Genomic DNA, 20982 nt, shown 5'->3' with positions numbered 1-20982 from the left:
TAGTTAAATAAACAAGGACTGTTTTTGAAGACACAAGATCTCAGTGAGTTTGCATCAGGCATGGAATACGATGCTCAATATGATAAACATTATGAAGATGATATCGCTCTGATCCAAAAGCACATTACCGCGATGGGTGCTCGAAGTTTGCTGGATGTGTGCTGTGGTACGGGTATTGTCACCATACCTGTCGCGAAGAAGCTCGATAATGCTGTCGGTATTGATATTGCCGAGGGGATGTTAAAACATGCTAAACGAAAAGCGCAGGGATTAGATAACCTTTCTTTCTTGCAACAGGATGCCACTCGATTCTCTCTAGATAAACGCTTCGACATCGCGATTATGACGGGCAACGCTTTCCAAGCTTTCCTCTCCGATGAGATGCTAGTTGGTGTCCTTAATTCGATTTCTAATCACCTCAATAGAGGTGGGCGTTTCATCTTTGATACCCGTTTACCAATGCCGGATAACTTGGAAATTGATGCTGAAATGTCGCTGTGGCAAACCTATGAATTGCCCGACAAAGGCGAAGTAAAGTACATGGGAATGAGCGAACGTTATGACGCTGAAAATACAGTACTTTATTTGAAGAAAGAACGTCATTATCAAGATGGGACAATGGTCTACTCAAGCATTGACTTGAAGTATCGAAAGTTATCTGAAATTGAAGCGTTTCTTGCTCAGGCGGGTTTATGTATTACCGAAAAATACAGCTCGTGGGCAGAAGATAAGTTTTCTGAAAACTCAAACAACCTAATTTGCGTCGCAGAGAAGCTTTGATTTATTGTGAGAACACCATGCAAGGAGAGCTGCCATCAAGTCTGTATTCACTTGCCCGCAACATGTGGATTTAAGCAACGTAGAGTATTGAAAGAGTATGCGGTATTTCAAGCGCTCAGCGCCAATCCAAAAAACTGCATGGCTAGTCTTTAGTGATGTCCGTCGTAAGTGCGTGTAACTAATAGTTCCAACAGCTTATTTCGTTTTAGTAGTCCATCGTGTACCAGTGTTGTATTTGTTCAATTCGTCCATAAACTTAACTACTCTCTCAATCCAAGCTTGAGGGAGAGAAAAAGTTGCAACTGAAAATTCGTAGTTCTGTAGGGGTCGGTGGTATTAATGCAAAGAGCGATATCATAGCTGTTCAACAAGTTTTGAACCATCATCAAAACGCGATTGGGTTTAGACCAAAGCTGGTTGTTGATGGCTCACTCGGACGCAATCCAATGTCGTCCAAAACTGTAGCTGCGATTAAGGCTTGCCAACGTAGATTGATATTTATGGTGAGGCCAGATGGGCGTATTGACGTGAATGGAAAAACACATAGAAAGCTCAATAGTGTCGTGTCAACTTCGCCTAGAAAGAACTCTAAACCTCAGGTGGAAAGCTTAACAACTAAAGTTACTTGGATGAAAACCGCTTTTGGTGAATTAGGGCAAACGGAAGTTTCTGGGACAAAAGCAAACCCAAGGATTTTGGAGTATTTTTCTGCATCAAAATTTTGGGGAACCGATGATTCTGGAGGTCAAAATGCTTGGTGCGGTTCATTTGTTGCGTGGGTCTTCAAACAACATGGCATAAAACCAGTGAAAGAGGCATACAGAGCAAAGGAATGGGAAGCTTTTGGTAAAAGTGTCACTAGCCCAATTCATGGTGCATTAGGAATTAAAACGAGAAGGGGTGGTGGTCATGTGGCGTTTGTCGTAGGTAAGAGTCCCGATGGAAAGTACCTATACATGTTGGGTGGAAACCAAAACAATCAAGTAAACATTGCTAAGTATCCTCTTACAGCATGGGATAAGTTTGTTGTTCCTAATAGTTATGATGATACAAAAGGCACGCTACCTATCTATACAAAAGGGGCGGTTAAAGCAGGTGCAGAAAGTTAAGTATGTATAAATTAATCAGTTTATTAGGTCTAGTCAGTTTGTTTGCTTGTGCCTCTCAAGATAACGCGCCTACAAGTGAGGCCCTGATTGAAGCAATAGGTGAGACTCCATACTCGGCTGTTGTGATACTAACTGGTTTTGAGGGGCCAGAGAAAGACGGTGGAGATAACTACTATAAGGTTCAAGCTAAGGTGCTGGATGGAGTTCGAGGCCACATTACTACCAACATCACTTTCGATATGTACACAGAGATTGGAGACTCCCCTAAAATTGGAAATGATCCAATCATCATCACTCTTTGTCATGATGAGCAAGGGTACTACTGGTCGGGAACCGGCTCTGAATTCAAAGCTACCCAAGAACAAATTTTGTTAGCGAAAGAAGCCGCTAAAAACCTATCTGACAAGCAAAGAGTCTTTGCACATTGTGACCAGTAGAATCTTATTTACCTAAGCCCAAAACAAGTGTTTTGGGCTTTTGTTATTTAGGTGTTATTGAACCTGCTCGTCTGGATGACCCCACATCAATGGTTCTGCGTAAGGGCCTTTGATGGATGAGGTTGATTCGCCGATACCATCTAATGCGCCAGGTGTAAGCTCACGTGCAAACCAACACTCTAAAGGAGCTTGAGTTCTTACTGGTGGCAACACATTGTGCGGCGTGTTGTAGCGGTTTCCGTAGTGGAACGGCTCGCCCATCACAAAGATAACGTCAGCATCTAACTGCTTTTCTGCTTCTTCCATCAATCTTGTCGCGTAGCCTTTGCCTTGGTATTCAGGTAGTACGGCTAGTGGCGCAAGTACATAGCATTTTAGGTGTGGTGCTGCATCAATCACGATAGGGGTATAGCATGCATGTGCCACGCCTTCGTAGACGATTGAAAAGCTCCCATCTGCAATAAGATTGTCGGCAAATTCTGCATAGAGTTTGGCGTGTCTCTCATCGTATAGTCCACCTGCTTTTGCGAACGCTTCGTATTGAATTTGATAAGGTGTATTCATTGGTTTCTCCTTCGTTTTTAAATTTAATGAACCTACTGACTGACCGTGCAGTCAGTAGGTTTGGCCAAAAAAATCATGCATCGATATGTGCATGATTTTTTGTATTTCTAACAGTACTTTTTGATGAACTCTTGTCTGATTTCTTCGATAGGGAAGTCTTCATTCAGTAAGTAGTTCATGGCAATGCCGTCTATCTCTGCGATGAACATTTTTGTCACCACTGCCGGGTTTGCGTGTCCTAGCGAGCGGAAGACTTCTTCAGTAGATGTCTGTAAACCTATGTAACGTTCATCTATTAGGTCGACAACAATCGCTCTGGTTGTCGGGTGAACCATCACACTAAAGTTGAACTGGTAAATCTTGCGATGTTCAGGAACCGTCATGCCATCGAAGATGGAGTGGATCATGGCTTCTAGGCGATCGTTACTCTCGGTTACGTGTTCATCATTTTTATCGGTTTCTTCGATAATCTGAGTGATATGAACAAAAACTTCTCTCAACAGTTCGTTTTTATTTTTGAAGTGATGAAACACCAAACCCTTTGAAATCTCAGCCTTCTCACAAATGGTGGAGACGGGCGTTTTCTCAAAACCGTGTTCTGCAAATAACTGCGTTGCAACTTCAATGATCTGTTGTCTTTTGTCCATTGTGTTCACTCTACATACCGACTGACCAATTGGTCAGTTTCGCGAATGATAGTGCGTTTATTGATCTTCCGTCAAGTCTTAATAGGATCAAAACCGCTTGATTGATGTTTTAGGAGTGAAGTGAAAATCAAGCATGATTGAAAACGGGTACCGTAAACCTCTGTCTAATCACACAATTACCATTACTTTTTTCTACAAACATCAAACCTCGTTATTGTCTCATCCACTAAAGCGGTTCAACGTCATTAGGAGACACCATGATCGTTACCACTCTCGTTGATAATTCTCGCGTTGAGGACCGAGCCGATCTCTGTGTTGAGCGCGGTTTATCGCTGCATATCGATACAGAAGGAACCAAACTGTTGTTCGATATGGGCAGTGGGCGAACGTTTTGCGACAACGCGCCGTTACTAAACATCGATATCCAAGAAGTTGAGCTCGCGGTTATTTCTCATCGGCATCATGACCATTGCAACGGTACTTCTCACTTTCTAGAGCAAAACGATGTAGCCAAAGTCTATTTAAAATCGTGTGGAGATCAGGACTATTACTTTCGAGCTTTTGGTTTCAAGAGTGATGTTGGTATCGACAAAGCTTTGTTAGACACAACCAATGACCGCATAGTGCAGGTAAGCGAAACGACGCAAGTTGCTCCGAATGTTCATGTGATTACCAAGATCAGCGGCAAGTACCCACAACCCAAAGGAAATCAGTACCTCTATACCCAATCGAAAGATGGCGGTTATGAGCAAGACGCTTTTGAGCATGAGTTACTTTTGGTGATCAAGGAAGAAGATGGCTTGGTTGTGTTCACAGGATGTGCGCACAGCGGAGTATTGAACATGATTGAAACCGCCATTGAATTATTTCCAAACTGCAGAATCAAAGCGGTAGTAGGTGGCTTTCATCTTGTGGGCTTACCTGTATTTAATGGCATCGGCGGTACTAAAGACGACATAAAAGCATTAGGTAAAGCCCTGTTGGAATACCCTGTTGAGAAGTTTTACACGGGTCACTGCACGGGCATGAAAGCGTATCATTTGCTGAAAGAAGTACTTGATGAGCGTTTAGAGCATTTACCAACTGGGCGTCGTGTTGAAATCTAATCAATCACTCATTTTTATTTTGGAGAATAGATGTACAGTCCAAAAGTCTTACACGCACAAATCAAAGATGTGACTTGTGGTGAAAACGTCACCATCATCGAACCTGCAAACGTCTATGGCTGCGAGCTAAAAGAAGGCGTATTCGTTGGCCCTTTTGTTGAAATCCAGAAGAACACAGTGATTGGTGAGCGAACTAAAATCCAATCTCATACCTTTATTTGCGAATACGTGACCATCGGCAGTGATTGTTTTGTTGGTCATGGGGTAATGTTTGCCAATGACCTGTTCAAAGACGGAAAACCAGACGCGAATCCAGACAGCTGGGGGCGCACCGTTATTGCCAATAACGTAACTATAGGCTCGAATGCCACGATACTAGCCGTGAAAATTTGTGACGGTGTGGTTATTGGCGCAGGAAGCGTGGTGACGAAAGACATCACTAAGAAAGGCATTTATGCAGGGAATCCAGCGAAGAAGTTGAGAGATTTACCCTGACGAAGAACACAGCCATCCACGGAAGAACCACGAAAAAAAATGAAATTTAGAGAAGTGACAGCGTCTGATTTAGCGCTGCAAAAAGAACTATTGTTGGTGGCGCTTTGGACGCCGGATGATGAACCCGACCACGATCCAAAAGTGCTCGAACTGGCGCACATCAAAGCCTATTTTGAAGAATGGGGTAGAGCGGGCGACCTCGGATTATTCGCATTAAACCAATTCGATGAGCCAATTGGCATCGTTCAGATTCGCTATAAATCGAGCCAAACTGTCCAATATGCTGAGTATCCTGAATTGGCAATGGCGGTTCATGCCAGTCATCGCGGCAAAGGCGTCGCTTCAGAACTCATGAAAGCACTATTACAGAGAGTCAAAGGCTCTTGTGATGGTATTCGTCTTGGCGTTCATCCTAAAAATGAAGCCGCACAAAAGCTGTATGAGAAGTTTGGATTCGTCACCTATGAAATCGCGCAAAGTGGTTTTCCTCAAATGGTAAGAACGAAGTAAGACACTCTCGCTTAACACAACACGAAAAGCAAAAACACAAGGAAGAATCGATGCCACTGACATACCGCAGCGCGACATTTGAAGATTTAACCAGCTTAGTTGCATTGCTGGCTAATGACCCGCTAGGAAGCAAGAGAGAAGACGCAAGCTCGCCACTGAATCAGGCTTATGTTGCTGCGTTTGAAGCGATCGATAAAGACCCGAACAACCAATTGCTGGTGGTAGAACTTGAAGGTGCTTTGGTTGGCATGTTACAGCTGACTTTTATCCCTTATCTGACCCACATTGGCAGTTGGCGTTGCTTGATTGAAGGCGTCCGAATTCATCAAGATTATCGCGGACGTGGCTTTGGTGAGCAGATGTTTGAATACGCGATAAAGCAGGCGAAAGACAAAGGTTGTCAACTTGTACAACTGACCAGTGATAAGCAACGCCCTGATGCGCTGCGCTTCTATGAGAAACTCGGTTTTAAAGCCACGCACGAAGGCTTCAAGCTGGTGTTGTAAATACTTACTAACCAGAGAGTTAAGCCTCGACGGTAGTGCAACCAAGCACAATCAACGGCGATAAAGAACAAAGCAATGAGATTCAGAACTTACACCCCACAAGACAAGCAAGCGGTTATCGACATTCTGCTGTCCAACTGTCCGAAATATTTCATCGAAAGTGATGAGGCGGATTTGGTCGATTTTTTAGATAACTACGCCGATGAAAACTACCTCGTGGCCGAAGAAAACGGACAAGTGATCGGTTGTGGTGGACACTACACCAAAGGTCAAACTCATGGTATTGCGTGGGTGATGTTTCGTCACGGTTCGATAGGGCATCGCCATCTGCTTTTAACGGCAGACCGTTTTTATCAAGAGATGGAATCGCGCATCAGAGCAGAAGGCCATCTCTATGATATTCACATCAGCACCACACAATTGATGGAAAAACTCTTCAATCGATACGGATTCATCACGGTGAGCATTGCTGAAAACGGCTTTGGTGAAGGGTTGCATCAGTACGATATGGTCAAGTCCTTCACACGTTAATCCGTGCGCCAAATGTGGAGCATGGTTATACAAAACCTCAAAAACTGAAATCCTGTAGTTTTGTATACAACTTCTGTAGTTTTGTGTACTGACCTAATGCTTAACTCGCTTTACTATGCTCTTATCTTCTTTTGATATGGGTATAGAGATGAAACCAATCGTACTTATGGCACTGCTTTTCGGGCTGGTTGTTTCTGTGGTGGGGTGTGCGTCAAAACCGCCTGTCGCGCTGAATCAATCAGAGCAGTACTACAACTACATTCAACCGACATTTGAAGACTACTTGTCGGTGACTAAGGATTGGTTAGTCGAACATCGCGGTTACATCAGTGATGATCATGACAAAGAAATCGCGATGAACATGCCTTTTGAGTTGAAACCAGAGCACAAGTCCAACAAAGCGATTCTACTTGTGCACGGACTGGGTGATTCGCCTTATAGCTTCTCAGACATTGGTAAAACACTCCAAGCGCAGGGTTTCTATGTGCAAAGCGTTTTGCTACCGGGTCACGGCAGTAAGCCATCGGATCTTATGCTGCCAACCTATAACGATTGGCAAACTATGGTCGATCACTATGCGGCGCTACTAAAGCAAGATTACAATGAAGTTTGGTTAGGCGGCTTTTCTACTGGTGGAAACTTGGTGACCATCAACGCCATTGAACAAGGCAATGTTGATGGTCTGTTGCTGTTCTCTCCTGGCTTTCAATCTAAAGCGCCAATACTAGAGAAGTTTGCGCCATTCGCTTCACTGTTTGTCGATGGCTACACAACCAAAGAAGATAACTTAGCGCGCTACAGTTCTGCGCCGCTGAATGGGGCTATCGCGTATTCAGAAAGCGCGACCAAACTAAGAAGCTTGCTCAAAGAAAACACTGTTAAGATACCAACATTAATCGTGTTGAGCGAAGCTGACAGCGTGGTTGATCCAAAAGCCGTCAAAACCCTTTACGAAGAACGCTTTGTTAACTCAGCCAATCAACTGCTTTGGTATGGGGAATCGGACATCGCGCTGCCTTCTGCAACGTCGCTGACCATGAAACTTGACTCGATGCGCATCAGCACAGGTTCACACATGAGCCCATTATTCGCACCTGAAAACACATACTATGGCCAACATGGTGAGCACAGAATGTGTATGAATAGCATGGACGAGAAGGCAACCGCGTACTGCGAAAACGGCGGAGAAGTGTGGTGGTCTGCTTGGGGACATGAAGAAGAGGGCAAGGTCTACGCAAGGCTGACTTGGAACCCGTATTACCAACAACTCACGCAAAGCTTGGCAGAAGTCACCGGAAACCAAACTCAATCGACGGCGGCAATTCATTAAGTCTATTTCCCAAACCTAAAACCAGACCTCAAGTTCATTTAAGTGTGAGCTTGAGGTTTTCTTTATTCTGTCTCTTTATTTCTGGGTTCTAGGCTAGCGTCACCTCTGTGAGTTCCATCCTGTTCAAACAAGTACAAAATCTAACCGTTTAACGCCGATTTCAGCCATTCATCCTGCTTATTGTCAAAGCGCTCTGACAAAACCTTACTAAATATGACAATCTTAGCGGCTTCAAACCACGATATCCTTAGAACTTAATGTTCATGAGATGGTCACAAGACTACAAAACAATAATTGGAATCAATGATGGCAAAAACTTGGCTTGTCGCTGCTGTGAGCGTTGCATTGCTTGGCGGCGGTGCGTATTTCTATCTGCAATCTTCGGCTCAACCAGAGGCATTTCCGACTCTGGCAGTGGAAAAGGGAACCATTGAGAAACAAGCGGTCGCAGTCGGCAACATTGTCCCTGCACACTCAGTTTCGATTAAGTCGCAAATTGACGGTATCGTCGGCGAGATTTACGTCCAAGTTGGCGAGAAAGTGAAACAAGGCCAGCCATTGATTAAGGTTCGTCCGAACCCGACCCCACAGGCACTTACGGATGCGTCCACGGATTTGATGCGCAGTGAAGCAGATCTCGAATCCGCTAAGCAAAAGCTCGCCAACTTAGAGAGCTTGGTGAAGCAAGACATCATTCCAAGCAACTACGATGAATACGTTAGTGCGCGCTCAACGGTGAAATCGGCTCAAGCGAACGTGTTGCAAAAACGCCAGAACCTCGAATTGATCCGCAGCGGTGAAGCATCGATCGGTAACGCGCGTTTGACCTCTACCATCTACGCACCGATTGACGGCACAGTATTGAACCGCAAAGTGGAAGTCGGTGAACCAATCATCTCAACCGAATCCAGCCAAGCCGCGACAGAAATGATGTCTCTAGCCGACATGAATAGCCTGATCTTCAAAGGCAGCGTAAGCGAGCATGACGCAGCGCAGCTTTCTCCGGGAATGCCGGTATTGCTGACCGTTGCGCCGTATCCTGATGTGGAAATCTCTGGCGTGCTGACCAAAGTTGCGATTCAGTCAGAGAACCTAAACTCGCCAGAAGGCAACGCATCGGCAAAAAGTTTTGATAACGGCTTTGAAGTGGAAGTCGGCGAGCTGAAGATCCCACAAGAAGTATTGCTTCGCTCGGGTTTCTCATCCAATGCGCAAATCACACTGAAGAAATCAGAGAACGTATTAACTCTGCCTGAGCGTGCGCTGCAATTTGATGGCGATACACCCAACGTGTTGATTCCAGATAGTTCAGAACAAGGTTTCCACAAACAGAAAGTGAAGCTTGGTTTGTCAGACGGCATCAATGTAGAAGTACTGGATGGTGTTGAGCTGAACGAAGAGATCATCGATAACAGTATGATGATGGGAGCCGCGCATGGCTAAGCTGCATTTGTCTAAAATTGGTTGCGCGATATTAACCGCAACACTCAGCTTACCAAGCTATGCGATTTCAATTGAGCAAGCTTGGCAACAAGCGAAACTGAGTGACCCAAATTACGAGAAAGCCAAGATTGGAGTGCAACTTGGTGAAGTCGGTGTGGATGCGAGCCGCAGTTCATTGCTGCCAGGTTTGAGTGCGACGGCATCGGCGGATTGGAGTGAATCTGCCGATAATACCAACAGCTACGGTGCATCGCTTTCTCAAACCATTTGGGATAGCAGCTTGTGGTCCGATCTAGACCAAGCCAATGCCAACTACATCAAGGCTCAATTAGAACAGGCTCAATCGCATAATGAATTAGCACAAAGACTGCTGTCATCGTATTTGGATGTTGCGAGCGCACAAGGCGATTTGCAATTGGCGCAATCCAAATTGGAAGAAGGTAACAAACTGCTGAAGATCATCGAGAAGCGTTACCGCGCTGGTAAGGTTAAATCCGTTGATGTCGAAGAGATCCGTGCGACTCAAGTCGCTGATCGAGCGGGGATCTTGAGTGCAAGGTCTGATTTGGAAGTCAAACGTGCCGAGCTTGCTGCGTTGATCAATCAGATCCCACAAAGCGTTGACCAAATTCGCACCGATTCTCTTATTCAACCGCCAATGATGGTGGACTCTCAAGAGCAATGGCTAAAGCTTGCCAAAGACAGCAGCCCAGAGCTGTTAGTGGCTGCGCAAAACGTCAAAGCCAGTGAGTTTGCTAAAGACTCAGCTCAAGGTGGTTACTACCCAACCGTAAAAGGGAACGTCGGCTACAACGATGATGACCGACGCAAAGACGGTGAATTCAACGCGGGTATTACCCTAAGCGTGCCGATCGATTTGAATGGTGCAACGCGCGCCAGAGTCGACGAAGCATCCTTGAATATCCTCAGTGCCAAACAAGACTTACGCAGAGTCGAAATCGACATTCAAAAGCGCGTTATCCAGCAGTTTACTCAAGTCGACATCAACTGGAACCAAGTCTTGATGGCAAACGAACTCGTTATCTCTCGTGAGAAAGTACTGCGCAGCAAAGAGAAACTTTACGATGCGGGTATGTTAGAAGTATCGGAAGTCATTAGTGCGCACAACAACTTGTTCGAGGCCAAAAATAGCCTGCAAAGCAACTTGTACAACTACTGGCGTCAGCGCATCGGTCTGCTGCAAACCGCAGGCAAGTTAGACGACGACACCATGGCACTGATCTCCCGAGCTTTTAATTCATGACCAGTTTATTGCAACAAACATGGCAAACGCTGATGGCGCATCGCATGAAAAGCATGCTCGCCATCATTGCCATTGCTTGGGGCGTGATATCCGTGGTGGTGCTGATTGCACTGGGTGAGGGCTTTTATCGCCATCAAACTCAGCAGTTGTCGTTTATGGTCAACAACGTGCAAATCGCGTTTCCGTCGAGCACCAGCAAACCATGGCACGGCTTACCGTCAAGGCGTCAAATTCAGATCCCGCAAGACAAAGTCGATATGATTAAGCAGTCTGGTTTTGTCGAAGCGGCATCGAGCGTTTATGCTAAATGGGATGCGAGCGTCACCAATGACAAAGGGCAGAACCTGACCAGTAACGTCAGCGGTATTGATCCGTCTTACTTCTCCCTTATTCAACGTAAGTTGGAGTCTGGCTCGCGCAACCTGTCACCAACTGATATCGCTAACCACACGCGTGTTGCCGTGCTTGGTGATCAAATTGCCAAGATGGGTGAAATCGGCATTGGGCAAATGGTCAAAGTGAACGGCATTCCTTTCTTGGTGATTGGGATAATCAAAGATGAAGACGCTGGCATTTCATTCGGCGATAGCCGCAAAGTCTTCATTCCACAAACCACGTATCTCGATTTGTGGGATGCCAAACCGTGGATGTTATTGCTTAAGCCAACTGAAGGCATGAACGGTCCCGCTTTCCGACAAGCTATCGTGAACTTCTACGCCAAGCAATTGCACTTTGACCCAACCGATAAAGAAGCGATCAACCTACCGGATTTTAGTGAAGGTGCTGCGTTAATCACGGGTATTTTCCGAGGCATTCAAATCTTCCTTGGGGCAAGTGGCGCAATGACCATGGCTGTTGGAGCGCTTGGTGTCGCGAACATCATGTTCCTCTCAGTGACAGAGCGAACGCGAGAAATCGGCGTGCGCTTGGCAATAGGCGCGACACAAAAGTCCATCCTTAGCCAGTTCATTCTTGAGGGCTTGTTCTTGGTAGCTGTCGGCACGGCACTTGGCTTATTAGTCGCGTATATGGTGGTGGCGCTGTTAGGCTCCATTACCTTGCCGGAGTGGCTAGGTTTCCCAGTAATCACACCGGATTCCATTGCTTGGTCACTGTTAGTCACACTGGTTCTGGCGTTGTTGGCGTCTTACTTCCCGGCGAGACGAGCATCGCGACTCACTCCAGTAATCGCTTTGAGTGCGAGGGCATAATCATGTTGCTACCAATGAGACAAATCTTTCAGGAAATGGCGGCAGAAAAGCTTCGCTTAGGTTTAACCATTCTTGCTGTGGCATGGGCGACCTTGTGTATCGCCGCGATGCTGGCCGTGGGCGAGGGCATTCGTCAGGGCGTATTAAGAACTGCGCAAAATGGTAATGGGAATCTGATTTACTTAACGGGTGGTATGGCGACGGTCGATTATGGCGCTTTTCACCAAGGCAAATTCTTAACCTTAAAAGTCGACGATACCGATGTGGTTAAAGCCCTTCCAGAAGTGAAGAGCGTTGCACCGACCGCAATTTGGAATGAGCGTATTACCGTTGGTGACCGAGGCTCATGGCAAGAACCATTAGCCGTTACTACAGACTTTGCATCAATGACCAACCTAACGCCAATGGATGGCGGACGTTGGTTAAACCCACTTGATCAAAAGCAAATGCGCAAAGTAGTCGTATTGGGTTATTCGCTCGCGGCTGACTTGTTTAACCCTGTCGATGACTTCAGCTGGTTCGCGCCAGTGACACTGCAAACCGACCCCGTGGGGGAAAAGGTCAAGATTGGCAGTGAAGAGTTCACCGTGATTGGTGTATTGAAGAAGAGCAGTGCCGAGATTGAGCAGGGTGACCAAATCAACTACTCCAGCTTTGTGCCGTTAGCAACGTGGCAGCGCTTTCATACTAATGGCGATATTGGTGGCATCAACGTCGAGCCACAAGCCAACACTGACCGCAAAAAGCTCGCAGAGACCATTCGCCAAGTCATTGCTCGCAAGCATGGTGCTAGTGTCAGCGATGATCAAGTGGTGCAAGTGGAAGACATGTTCCTCAAACAGAAAAGCATGCAGCAGTTTTTGATTGGCCTGCAAAGCTTCCTTGGCATCATCGGTTTTGTCACCCTTGCCGTAGCGGGTGTGGGGATCGCCAACGTTATGTACGCGACTGTGAAACGTTCAACCCGAGACATCGGCGTGCGAATGGCGGTTGGTGCTACGCCAACGGCGATTCGCTTGCACTACTTGGTGCAATCACTGATGACCATGATGTTAGGTGGCGTGTTGGGATTAGGCGTGACTTACGCCTTGGTATCGGCAATCAGCGCCATCAACCTAGAAGGCAACGTATTCTATGAACACCTTGGCAAACCTGTCCCAGAGCTATCATGGATTGTTGTTGCGATTGTGATTACCACCTTGGTGATCATCGGTGTTGCATCCGCTTGGTTGCCTGCAAACCGAGCTGCCAAAGTGAGCCCGTTGGAGGCACTGCAAAGTGAATAATAATAAGAATTCTGGAGAGAAGATGTCGAACAAACCACTTGTTGAGCTAACCAACATCTGCAAATACTACTCAAGCGGAGAGGCGGAAGTACGTGCGCTAGACGGTGTAGACTTAACCATCAATCAAGGTGAGTTTCTTTCGATTCTTGGCCCGTCTGGCTCGGGTAAATCAACGCTAATGAATATGCTCGGCTGCTTAGATAAACCAACCGATGGCGAGTACCAACTGGGTGGTCAAAACGTGGCAAGTTTAAGTGCGAACGACCTAGCGGGCATTCGCAACCAAAAGATAGGGTTTGTCTTCCAAAGCTTTAACTTGTTGGAATACGCGACAGCGTTGGATAACGTGGCGCTGCCGTTAGTTTACTCTGGCATCAAAGCCAAAGAACGCCGTCAACGTGCCGCGAAGCTGTTAGAACAAGTGGGGTTAGGGGAGCGTCTCGACCACAAACCAAACCAGCTTTCTGGCGGTCAAAAACAAAGGGTCGCAATTGCAAGAGCCTTGGTCAACGATCCGCAAATCATCTTAGCGGATGAACCTACAGGGGCATTGGATTCGAAATCCGGCGCAGAGATTGAAGCCTTGTTCAATCAACTCCACGCCGAGGGAAGAACGTTAATCATCGTGACGCACGATAACGCCCTAGCAGAGCGCACCAAGCGCATCATTACCATCAAAGATGGGAAGGTGATTTCGGATAGAGTGCCGCAATAGCGCCCCTGCATTGGAGATAAACTCTCGAACGATAAAGCGTGAGTATCCGAGTGGATTAAGCGCGGCTTTTAGCCAGTAGCTGATCCACTTTACCTTTTGCTGTCTTACTTACCGTCTGCATAAACTTGAAGCTTGGCGCTGCAATGCCCGATTGTTCAAGCTCTTCTACCATAAGTAGCCACAGTTTTGCTGTTACTTGTGCATCGGCTAAGGCGCGGTGGAATACTCCGTCGTTTTCAATGTTCTTATAACGAACCAACTCACCAAGCTTGTGTGACGGTGCGTCTTGAATCAGGCGTCTTGCCACCAATAAAGAACACGCGAACTCGCCAGAATAACCGCAGTCGATTCGTTCTAGTTCTGCATCCAGAAATCGCTTATCGAACGATGCGTTGTGCGCGATAAGATTCTCTCCCGCAATAAATTCACTGAACGATGCCATCACTTCATCGCAGCTCGGCGCTGTGCGGAGCATGTTATTGGTAATGCCAGTGTAACCCTCAATGAATGAGCTAACACGAAAGCCAGGATTCATAAGTTGCTGAAAACTATCGACCACTTCACCATCAACGATCTTAACCGCACCGATTTCAATCGCGCGATCACCCATATTCGGAGACAGACCTGTGGTTTCAAAGTCGAGTACGACAACGGAGTTAGCTTGAGGCATGAAGTTTTCCAACTGAACAATAGGGCGCAAGAGTATCGTTGAAAGTGGTGGAAAAGGGAAGGAGGGGGAAGCTCCGTACTGAACTATGTTCTGTAGAGCGCTATCCATTCTTACGGTGACAGCATTAAACTTGGTTTTTTAGCTGCGTGCAAAAGCCAAAAATTTTTCAACTAATTGATTTAAATCAAAATTAATCTCAAAAGAACTTTAATTAATATGCAACTAAGTTTGATTGTTGATGTTATGATGTTTGCACATTTGGCCTTTGAAAGTCAGTGTGTGGTTCAATAAGGCTAACTTCTCCACTTCATGTTAAGACAATTTTTAGAATCTAGTCGTTAACATAGGATCTTAGTAAATGATTAATTATTTAAGTCTTAGTAAGAATGCTCAGTTTTATATTTTGAAGAAACCGCTTACTAAAGAGTCTATTATAGATACATTTAAAGATGTGTCTAAAGAACGTGTAGGAAACTATCTGAAAGATAGTAGAAAAATAAAGGATAGTTATAAAACGATCTTAGGAAATGAAGTTTTATACTCTTCTATTGCCTATAAAATTGAAGCAGAACCTTCTTTTTTATCAGGAACTAATATCAAAGAAAAAAAGTATGCATATTTACTTCTAATCGAATGTGATGATGTGTTAGTTATTTTTAAAAAATATATTGACTCACTAGATAAATATTTTTCTTCTTTCATAGAAGAATTTGATTATGAAATATTTTGTCATTTTCATGGTAATAAAAAACCTGAATATGAACGTGTAACTATGAAAAGTATGAGTATATCTAATGCCGTGATAAGAGCTCGCTCATTGGAGGCTAAAAGTTTAAATGGAATTATATCATCCAATTCGTCTAGTCGTTCAATTCCTAGCAATTTCAGAATGAAAGTAGGGGAGGACTCTTACACGTTAACACCAAGCACTTCTAGAGTCAGCCATCGAGATAAAAAATCAGAGTTTGAAGGTCTCATTGATTGGGTTGTTGAAATTAAAAATGAAATTAAGGCAACTACTAGGGAAAGTGAGTTTTTTAGTAATTTCGCGTCACCTATATGCCTGAAGGATATCATGGATTTAGGTCATCAAGTAGTTGCCATCCTAATAGACTTAAGTGAAATAGAAAATAAGTTCTCTGAAGGAACTGTCAAGCTATTAAAAGCGGGTAATAAGAGTCTAACAACTAAAGAAATTAATAACCTCTTCAATAAAATTAAGTCTCCCATATTGGTATGCGGAGGTTTTATTAAATTTAAAGGTCAGATCCTGACCGGAAAAATAACCTATTCTAAGAACTTGATTACGATTAGAAATAGCATTCTTGATAACATAACGATAATAGAGGATGGTGTTGGTCACTATACCTTAGGTAAGTACATAAATAGAGAGAAACCATTCTCTGCAGTATTCGATTCTCCAGAGTATTCATACTATTCTAAGTCATGCTTCCAAGATAAGAAGTTAATAAATAATATACCGTCAATACTCAAAGTATTTGATGATAGTTATGACTTTAATGGTATCAAGAGTGAAAAAGAGAAACCTCATGCGTCTAGCTTAGATAGGTTCCCGCCAACCTCGCTATTTAGAAAAGTAGAAGATCAATATTGTAAAAATCAGAGCGTTATTATTTGTGATGACATGAACGATGAATGGGCTGACCATATTGTCATAGACACAAAAAGTGTTATTCCGTCTATTTCATTTATACACTCTAAGTTTGTTAAACATGAGGCATATGGTGCTAGTGCTTTCCATGATGTGGTTGCCCAGGCATTGAAAAATATTGGTCGAACTCAAACTGAAACACTCTTATATAAGAGTAAGTATGACAGTAAGTGGAGTAAACACTATGAAGGTACAAATATTCCCAGAGTTATTGGCGCTAATAGCTGGACACAGATTTCCGATGCGCTTGAATCAGTTAATCAAAACCCAAATGCTATAAAAAAAATCATACTTGCGACGCCATTTTTGAGTAAAAAGAAACTAGAAAAAGAGTTGAATAAATTGGCGTTGGGACAAAAGTGTAAGCCACACTATATCCAGTTGATATGGTTAATAAATACGTTCATCAGTTCATGCAAAGATTTTGGTGTTCAGGCTCATATATTGTGTAAACCATAGGTCAATCTAACAGTTCAATACAGATTTTAATGCCTGATATTGTGTATGAACAGGCTGTTTCGAAGCCTGTTCATTACTTCTATTGTTTAAAGGGGGCGCACGAATTTAAGTCAGAAGTGCGACACTTCTCCATTTATTCAGCTACGAACATTTCTTAGAATTTTACGGACTAAGCCCTTCGGCTTAAACAGAATATCTAGCCTTTTCCTTAAACAAACGACTGTACCGCGCAGTAAAGCAGTGTCGCCGCTAAAGTCATATTGATCGCTTTGCCATACTTCTGGAATTGCGATTGAAGAAGTTTGCCTGCAATAGCCCAGATTAAGTTGCTCGCCAATGCAATAAATGCGAGCACTAGGCTGGTGGCCAAGATCCAGTAGATGTTTTGTGTGTAAGGCAACACAAACGTCGAGATGGATGTTACGCCGTACAGAATGATTTTCACGTTTACGAACTGCAAACCAAAGCCCGTCAAGAAAGTGATGCCCTCAGAATCTTGTGATGCGGTTTTGATATCACTTGTCGCAATTCCCCAAGCTAACCAGATGATGTAAGCCGCACCCACCCATGTGAGCCAAGGTGTAATCACAGGAAGCAGGCTGACCATGTGGTAAGTGAAAACGCCACACAGCAGCATCAAAACAATATAGCCGCAGAACATCCCAGAAATGACGTTGGTAGATCGCTTTAGCCCGTGCTGTGTTGCAACACTGAGCGACAAAATGTTGTTGGGACCCGGCGTGATCGAAGTAATGATGACGTAGGTGAAAAATGCGGTGTAGATGGCACTCATCTCTATCTCTCCTGTTTTTTGTGCACTATACTTCGCGTTAATTAATTAAAAAATTGAATATCTTTAAACTAAGAGTTTTAACTTTTCGAACTATTCAGTTAGGAGTTTGGTCATGAATCTAAAGCGTTTCCTTACGTTTAAAACCATTGTTGAGGAAGGCTCGTTTCTTAAAGCATCGCAAAAGCTTTATTGCACTCAGTCGACAGTGACCTTTCAGATCAAACAGTTAGAACAAGATCTCTCATTACAGTTGTTCGAAAAGATCGGCCGAAAAATGGTGCTGACTCAGGCAGGAGAAAAGATCCTTCCGTACGTTTATGAGCTCGCACGAGTGATGGAAAACATTGAAGGCACGGCACAACAAGAGAGTTCTGAGCCGACAGGGGAGTTGAAGGTTTTAATCGCAGAAACTCAGCTCGCTTATAAAATGGCCAATGTTTTGAAGGAATTCAGAATACGAGCGCCGAAGGTAAGGCTCTCTCTGCAATCACAAAACTGCTATAAGATTCGTGATGAATTGATTGCTGATAAAGCCGATTTGGGTGTGTTTTACCGTGTCGGTAATGATGATGCACTCAAGGTACATGAGTTTGAACAAGAGCCGTTAGTCCTTGTTGCTTCCCCGCTTTTAACAGGATTGGATTTACAGAAAAGGGATCAACACATTGAATTGGGATTCATCAGCAATGGTCCTAAGTGCCTTTTCCGTCAGACTTTTGAGAGCATCATCCAAGAGCGCAACATCAGCATCGATAACATGATTGAGCTGAGCAGCATTAACACCATCCAAAACTGTGTAGAGAGTAATATCGGTATCTCGTATCTGCCTCGTTTCACTGTTGAAAAAGAACTGCAAGAGGGCAGTCTGCAAGAGCTCGCGTTTACCGATGCACCGCAAATGATCAAACCGCTGTGTGGTTACCATGCCGGAAAGTGTGTTACGCCTGCAATGGAAGTCTTTATCGACTGTATGCGTAACGCACACTAGATAGGTTTTTTCCTCAAACCATGAAATTCCTTCATGTTCAACGTGAAGTATTACCAATGTTATTCAAGTAACGAAGCAAGTATAAAAAACAGACTGCTCTGGTGTTAGGCACTGTGACAGCTGTTTTTGAACTGAATTTTCGAAGTAAACGCTGCACACACTGACGATTGGGAAAATCAAAAAACACAACCATCCCCAAGAACAGAGTTAGGAATCAGTCAGCGTTTATCTAAGGAAATAGGATATCAACTCACCATGAATAACGATTTCAACTTTGCTATTAAAAGCATCCGCTTTGATGAGAACTACCAACCATCAGACAGCACGCGCATCACCACCAATTTTGCCAACCTAGCTCGTGGTGACAGCCGCCAAAATAACCTTCGCAATGCACTGCGAATGATCGACAATCGTTTTAATGCCTTGGCACATTGGGATAACCCAAATGGCGATCGTTACAGTGTCGAGTTGGAAATCATCTCTGTGGATATGGATATCCAAGGCAGTGGTGAGGCATTCCCTTCTATCGAAGTGCTTAAAACCAATATTATTGACCGCAAAACCAACGAACGTATCGAAGGCATTGTCGGTAACAACTTCTCTTCTTATGTGCGCGATTACGACTTTAGCGTTCTGCTGCTAGACCACAACAAAGACCAGCCACAATTTAGCATTCCTGCTGATTTTGGTGAGTTGCACGGCAAGCTGTTTAAAGCGTTCGTGAAGTCGGAATCGTACCAACAACATTTCCAAAAGCCGCCAGTGATTTGTTTGAGTGTGTCGGACAACAAGGTTTACCGCCGTACTGACAACCAGCATCCAGTGTTGGGTTTTGAATACCAGCCAAACGAATCGTCATTGACCGAGCAGTACTTCAAAAAGATGGGCTTACAGGTGCGCTACTTTATGCCGCCAAACAGTGTCGCTCCGTTGGCGTTCTACTTCTTCGGTGACTTGTTGAATGACTACTCGAACCTAGAACTGATCAGTACCATCAGCACCATGGAGACGTTCCAAAAGATTTATCGCCCAGAGATTTACAACGCGAACGCGGTAGCAGGCCAGTGTTACCAACCGAACTTGAAGAATCTCGATCACTCGTTAACCCAAATCGTTTATGACCGCGAAGAGCGCAGCCAGCTTGCGAAAGAACAAGGGAAGTTTGCTGAGGAGCACTTCATCAAGCCTTACCAAGCGATCCTTGAGCAATGGTCTGCAAATTACGTGTAATCGAAAACGATAATCTAAAAGGGAATGACGATGAAAACACTATTACCGACGTCAACGGCGGGCAGCTTACCTAAGCCTTCTTGGCTAGCTAAACCAGAGACGCTTTGGTCACCGTGGAAACTGCAAGGTGACGAATTGATTGATGGCAAACGTGATGCGCTGCGTGTCTCTTTACAAGAGCAAGAACTGGCAGGGGTCGATATTGTCAGTGACGGTGAACAAACTCGCCAACACTTTGTGACTACCTTTATTGAACACCTAAACGGCGTAGACTTTGAGAACCGCAAAACCGTGACCATTCGTAACCGCTATGATGCGAGTGTACCGACGGTTGTTGGCCCAGTGAGCCGAACCAAACCTGTGTTTGTAGAAGATGCGAAGTTCTTGCGTCAGCAAACCAAACAACCGATCAAGTGGGCGCTTCCGGGGCCAATGACGATGATCGACACACTGTATGATGATCATTATGGTAGCCGTGAAAAATTGGCTTGGGAGTTTGCAAAGATCCTTAACCAAGAAGCAAAAGAGCTTGAAGCGGCAGGCGTCGACATTATCCAATTTGATGAGCCCGCGTTTAACGTGTTCTTTGATGATGTGAACGAGTGGGGCATTGCGTGTTTAGAGCGCGCTATCGAAGGGCTAAAATGCGAAACTGCAGTACATATCTGCTATGGCTACGGCATCAAAGCCAACACGGATTGGAAGAAGACGTTAGGCACTGAGTGGCGACAATACGAAGAAGTATTCCCGAAGCTGCAAAAGTCCAACATCGATATTATCTCTCTTGAGTGTCATAACTCGCGTGTACCTATCGAACTACTTGAACTTATCCGCGGTAAGAAGGTGATGGTTGGCGCAATTGATGTAGCAACCAACGAGATTGAAACACCAGAAGAGGTTGCAAAAACTCTGCGCGAAGCACTTAAGTACGTCGATGCCGACAAACTTTACCCATGCACAAACTGCGGCATGGCGCCTCTATCTCGTGAAGTTTCAACGGCAAAGCTTAATGCACTCAGCGCAGGCGCAGAGATCATTCGAAAAGAGTTGGCTGGCTAATATCAAAACTTAGGTTCGACGCAATAAACTAAAGTCAGGGTCATTCCAGCGAATCTAAGCGAGACTAGGAATCTGCTATCAACTCGCTGGGAAGTGGCGATAACCTTCGAACTTCATAGCGCTCGGTGGGTAGATCCTGAATCACGCTCGTCCCTCGCTGTTCGATGTATGGACTCC

The 20982-nt window shown here is 44.7% G+C and carries 22 protein-coding genes; 18 read left to right on the top strand and 4 right to left on the bottom strand.

From position 1 onward, the window contains the following. Positions 1-24 precede the first annotated feature (24 nt). From H735_RS28520 to H735_RS28510, 3 genes are all read left to right on the top strand, one after another. Complete coding sequence (locus H735_RS28520) at positions 25-780, top strand: class I SAM-dependent methyltransferase (RefSeq protein ID WP_020197196.1); 756 nt, start codon at positions 25-27, stop codon at positions 778-780. Between the two features lie 296 nt (positions 781-1076). Further along, entirely contained in the window at positions 1077-1889 is an 813-nt protein-coding gene (locus H735_RS28515; protein WP_020197197.1) for a TIGR02594 family protein, read from the top strand. 2 nt (positions 1890-1891) lie between these two features. Then, a complete protein-coding gene (locus H735_RS28510; protein WP_020197198.1) occupies positions 1892-2326 on the top strand; it encodes a hypothetical protein in 435 nt (144 codons plus the stop codon). Positions 2327-2380: 54 nt separating this feature from the next. Here the strand turns inward: H735_RS28510 and H735_RS28505 are convergent, their stop codons facing one another. Both H735_RS28505 and H735_RS28500 read right to left on the bottom strand, forming a co-directional pair. Next, the gene (locus H735_RS28505) at positions 2381-2890 is read right to left on the bottom strand and encodes a GNAT family N-acetyltransferase (RefSeq protein ID WP_005438896.1); all 510 of its coding nucleotides are present in this window, start codon (positions 2888-2890) and stop codon (positions 2381-2383) included. Between the two features lie 107 nt (positions 2891-2997). Continuing rightward, positions 2998-3537 (bottom strand): TetR/AcrR family transcriptional regulator, encoded by a 540-nt coding sequence (locus H735_RS28500; protein WP_020197199.1) that lies wholly within the window; start codon positions 3535-3537, stop codon positions 2998-3000. Between the two features lie 257 nt (positions 3538-3794). Between H735_RS28500 and H735_RS28495 the strand changes: the two genes are divergently transcribed. The 11 genes from H735_RS28495 (at position 3795) to H735_RS28445 (ending at position 13934) form a co-directional block, all read left to right on the top strand. Beyond that, the gene (locus H735_RS28495; protein ID WP_020197200.1) at positions 3795-4643 is read left to right on the top strand and encodes an MBL fold metallo-hydrolase; all 849 of its coding nucleotides are present in this window, start codon (positions 3795-3797) and stop codon (positions 4641-4643) included. Positions 4644-4673: 30 nt separating this feature from the next. Next, the gene (locus H735_RS28490; protein ID WP_020197201.1) at positions 4674-5138 is read left to right on the top strand and encodes an acyltransferase; all 465 of its coding nucleotides are present in this window, start codon (positions 4674-4676) and stop codon (positions 5136-5138) included. 39 nt (positions 5139-5177) lie between these two features. Beyond that, positions 5178-5648, top strand: a complete 471-nt coding sequence (locus H735_RS28485) for a GNAT family N-acetyltransferase (protein WP_020197202.1) — start codon at positions 5178-5180, stop codon at positions 5646-5648. A gap of 50 nt (positions 5649-5698) precedes the next feature. Beyond that, positions 5699-6154, top strand: coding sequence for a GNAT family N-acetyltransferase (locus H735_RS28480; RefSeq protein WP_020197203.1), 456 nt, complete (start codon positions 5699-5701; stop codon positions 6152-6154). A gap of 75 nt (positions 6155-6229) precedes the next feature. After that, complete coding sequence (locus H735_RS28475; RefSeq protein WP_020197204.1) at positions 6230-6685, top strand: GNAT family N-acetyltransferase; 456 nt, start codon at positions 6230-6232, stop codon at positions 6683-6685. A gap of 148 nt (positions 6686-6833) precedes the next feature. Beyond that, positions 6834-8015 carry an alpha/beta hydrolase gene (locus tag H735_RS28470; protein ID WP_020197205.1) on the top strand — a complete coding sequence of 394 codons (1182 nt, stop codon included), beginning with the start codon at positions 6834-6836 and terminating at the stop codon, positions 8013-8015. Between the two features lie 306 nt (positions 8016-8321). Continuing rightward, the gene (locus tag H735_RS28465; RefSeq protein ID WP_020197206.1) at positions 8322-9458 is read left to right on the top strand and encodes an efflux RND transporter periplasmic adaptor subunit; all 1137 of its coding nucleotides are present in this window, start codon (positions 8322-8324) and stop codon (positions 9456-9458) included. Further along, the gene (locus H735_RS28460) at positions 9451-10722 is read left to right on the top strand and encodes a TolC family protein (protein WP_020197207.1); all 1272 of its coding nucleotides are present in this window, start codon (positions 9451-9453) and stop codon (positions 10720-10722) included. The genes H735_RS28465 and H735_RS28460 overlap by 8 nt, the downstream gene beginning before the upstream one ends. Then, complete coding sequence (locus tag H735_RS28455) at positions 10719-11933, top strand: ABC transporter permease (protein WP_020197208.1); 1215 nt, start codon at positions 10719-10721, stop codon at positions 11931-11933. Before H735_RS28460 ends, H735_RS28455 begins: the two co-directional genes overlap by 4 nt. A gap of 2 nt (positions 11934-11935) precedes the next feature. Continuing rightward, complete coding sequence (locus H735_RS28450) at positions 11936-13219, top strand: ABC transporter permease (RefSeq protein ID WP_020197209.1); 1284 nt, start codon at positions 11936-11938, stop codon at positions 13217-13219. A 22-nt stretch (positions 13220-13241) separates the two neighbouring features. After that, the gene (locus H735_RS28445) at positions 13242-13934 is read left to right on the top strand and encodes an ABC transporter ATP-binding protein (RefSeq protein ID WP_020197210.1); all 693 of its coding nucleotides are present in this window, start codon (positions 13242-13244) and stop codon (positions 13932-13934) included. A 55-nt stretch (positions 13935-13989) separates the two neighbouring features. Here the strand turns inward: H735_RS28445 and H735_RS28440 are convergent, their stop codons facing one another. Then, positions 13990-14604, bottom strand: coding sequence for a 3'-5' exonuclease (locus H735_RS28440; RefSeq protein WP_010447410.1), 615 nt, complete (start codon positions 14602-14604; stop codon positions 13990-13992). 358 nt (positions 14605-14962) lie between these two features. Between H735_RS28440 and H735_RS28435 the strand changes: the two genes are divergently transcribed. After that, complete coding sequence (locus H735_RS28435) at positions 14963-16735, top strand: hypothetical protein (protein WP_020197211.1); 1773 nt, start codon at positions 14963-14965, stop codon at positions 16733-16735. Positions 16736-16943: 208 nt separating this feature from the next. Here H735_RS28435 and eamB read toward each other — a convergent pair whose 3' ends face one another. Beyond that, the gene (eamB, locus tag H735_RS28430; protein ID WP_020197212.1) at positions 16944-17528 is read right to left on the bottom strand and encodes a cysteine/O-acetylserine transporter; all 585 of its coding nucleotides are present in this window, start codon (positions 17526-17528) and stop codon (positions 16944-16946) included. 112 nt (positions 17529-17640) lie between these two features. Between eamB and H735_RS28425 the strand changes: the two genes are divergently transcribed. The 3 genes from H735_RS28425 (at position 17641) to H735_RS28415 (ending at position 20805) form a co-directional block, all read left to right on the top strand. Next, positions 17641-18516: a LysR family transcriptional regulator gene (locus tag H735_RS28425; RefSeq protein ID WP_020197213.1), complete on the top strand. Its 876-nt coding sequence runs from the start codon at positions 17641-17643 to the stop codon at positions 18514-18516. 255 nt (positions 18517-18771) lie between these two features. Beyond that, positions 18772-19746 carry a DUF1852 domain-containing protein gene (locus H735_RS28420; protein ID WP_020197214.1) on the top strand — a complete coding sequence of 325 codons (975 nt, stop codon included), beginning with the start codon at positions 18772-18774 and terminating at the stop codon, positions 19744-19746. Positions 19747-19776: 30 nt separating this feature from the next. After that, the gene (locus tag H735_RS28415) at positions 19777-20805 is read left to right on the top strand and encodes a methionine synthase (protein WP_020197215.1); all 1029 of its coding nucleotides are present in this window, start codon (positions 19777-19779) and stop codon (positions 20803-20805) included. Positions 20806-20982 lie beyond the last annotated feature (177 nt).

It is taken from the genome of Vibrio owensii CAIM 1854 = LMG 25443 (assembly GCF_000817815.1).
GTDB lineage: Bacteria > Pseudomonadota > Gammaproteobacteria > Enterobacterales > Vibrionaceae > Vibrio > Vibrio owensii.
This window is presented reverse-complemented; position numbering and strand designations above follow the sequence as displayed.

Excerpts from the sequence above, each read along its gene's own strand:
- H735_RS28490 (WP_020197201.1), top strand. The coding sequence starts at position 4,674 with ATGTACAGTCCAAAAGTCTTACACGCACAAATCAAAGATGTGACTTGT.
- H735_RS28415 (WP_020197215.1), top strand. The coding sequence starts at position 19,777 with ATGAAAACACTATTACCGACGTCAACGGCGGGCAGCTTACCTAAGCCT.
- H735_RS28445 (WP_020197210.1), top strand. The coding sequence starts at position 13,242 with ATGTCGAACAAACCACTTGTTGAGCTAACCAACATCTGCAAATACTAC.
- H735_RS28500 (WP_020197199.1), bottom strand. The coding sequence starts at position 3,537 with ATGGACAAAAGACAACAGATCATTGAAGTTGCAACGCAGTTATTTGCA.
- H735_RS28420 (WP_020197214.1), top strand. The coding sequence starts at position 18,772 with ATGAATAACGATTTCAACTTTGCTATTAAAAGCATCCGCTTTGATGAG.
- H735_RS28465 (WP_020197206.1), top strand. The coding sequence starts at position 8,322 with ATGGCAAAAACTTGGCTTGTCGCTGCTGTGAGCGTTGCATTGCTTGGC.
- H735_RS28440 (WP_010447410.1), bottom strand. The coding sequence starts at position 14,604 with ATGCCTCAAGCTAACTCCGTTGTCGTACTCGACTTTGAAACCACAGGT.
- H735_RS28505 (WP_005438896.1), bottom strand. The coding sequence starts at position 2,890 with ATGAATACACCTTATCAAATTCAATACGAAGCGTTCGCAAAAGCAGGT.
- H735_RS28485 (WP_020197202.1), top strand. The coding sequence starts at position 5,178 with ATGAAATTTAGAGAAGTGACAGCGTCTGATTTAGCGCTGCAAAAAGAA.
- H735_RS28475 (WP_020197204.1), top strand. The coding sequence starts at position 6,230 with ATGAGATTCAGAACTTACACCCCACAAGACAAGCAAGCGGTTATCGAC.
- eamB (WP_020197212.1), bottom strand. The coding sequence starts at position 17,528 with ATGAGTGCCATCTACACCGCATTTTTCACCTACGTCATCATTACTTCG.
- H735_RS28455 (WP_020197208.1), top strand. The coding sequence starts at position 10,719 with ATGACCAGTTTATTGCAACAAACATGGCAAACGCTGATGGCGCATCGC.
- H735_RS28495 (WP_020197200.1), top strand. The coding sequence starts at position 3,795 with ATGATCGTTACCACTCTCGTTGATAATTCTCGCGTTGAGGACCGAGCC.
- H735_RS28470 (WP_020197205.1), top strand. The coding sequence starts at position 6,834 with ATGAAACCAATCGTACTTATGGCACTGCTTTTCGGGCTGGTTGTTTCT.
- H735_RS28425 (WP_020197213.1), top strand. The coding sequence starts at position 17,641 with ATGAATCTAAAGCGTTTCCTTACGTTTAAAACCATTGTTGAGGAAGGC.
- H735_RS28435 (WP_020197211.1), top strand. The coding sequence starts at position 14,963 with ATGATTAATTATTTAAGTCTTAGTAAGAATGCTCAGTTTTATATTTTG.
- H735_RS28450 (WP_020197209.1), top strand. The coding sequence starts at position 11,936 with ATGTTGCTACCAATGAGACAAATCTTTCAGGAAATGGCGGCAGAAAAG.
- H735_RS28460 (WP_020197207.1), top strand. The coding sequence starts at position 9,451 with ATGGCTAAGCTGCATTTGTCTAAAATTGGTTGCGCGATATTAACCGCA.
- H735_RS28480 (WP_020197203.1), top strand. The coding sequence starts at position 5,699 with ATGCCACTGACATACCGCAGCGCGACATTTGAAGATTTAACCAGCTTA.
- H735_RS28510 (WP_020197198.1), top strand. The coding sequence starts at position 1,892 with ATGTATAAATTAATCAGTTTATTAGGTCTAGTCAGTTTGTTTGCTTGT.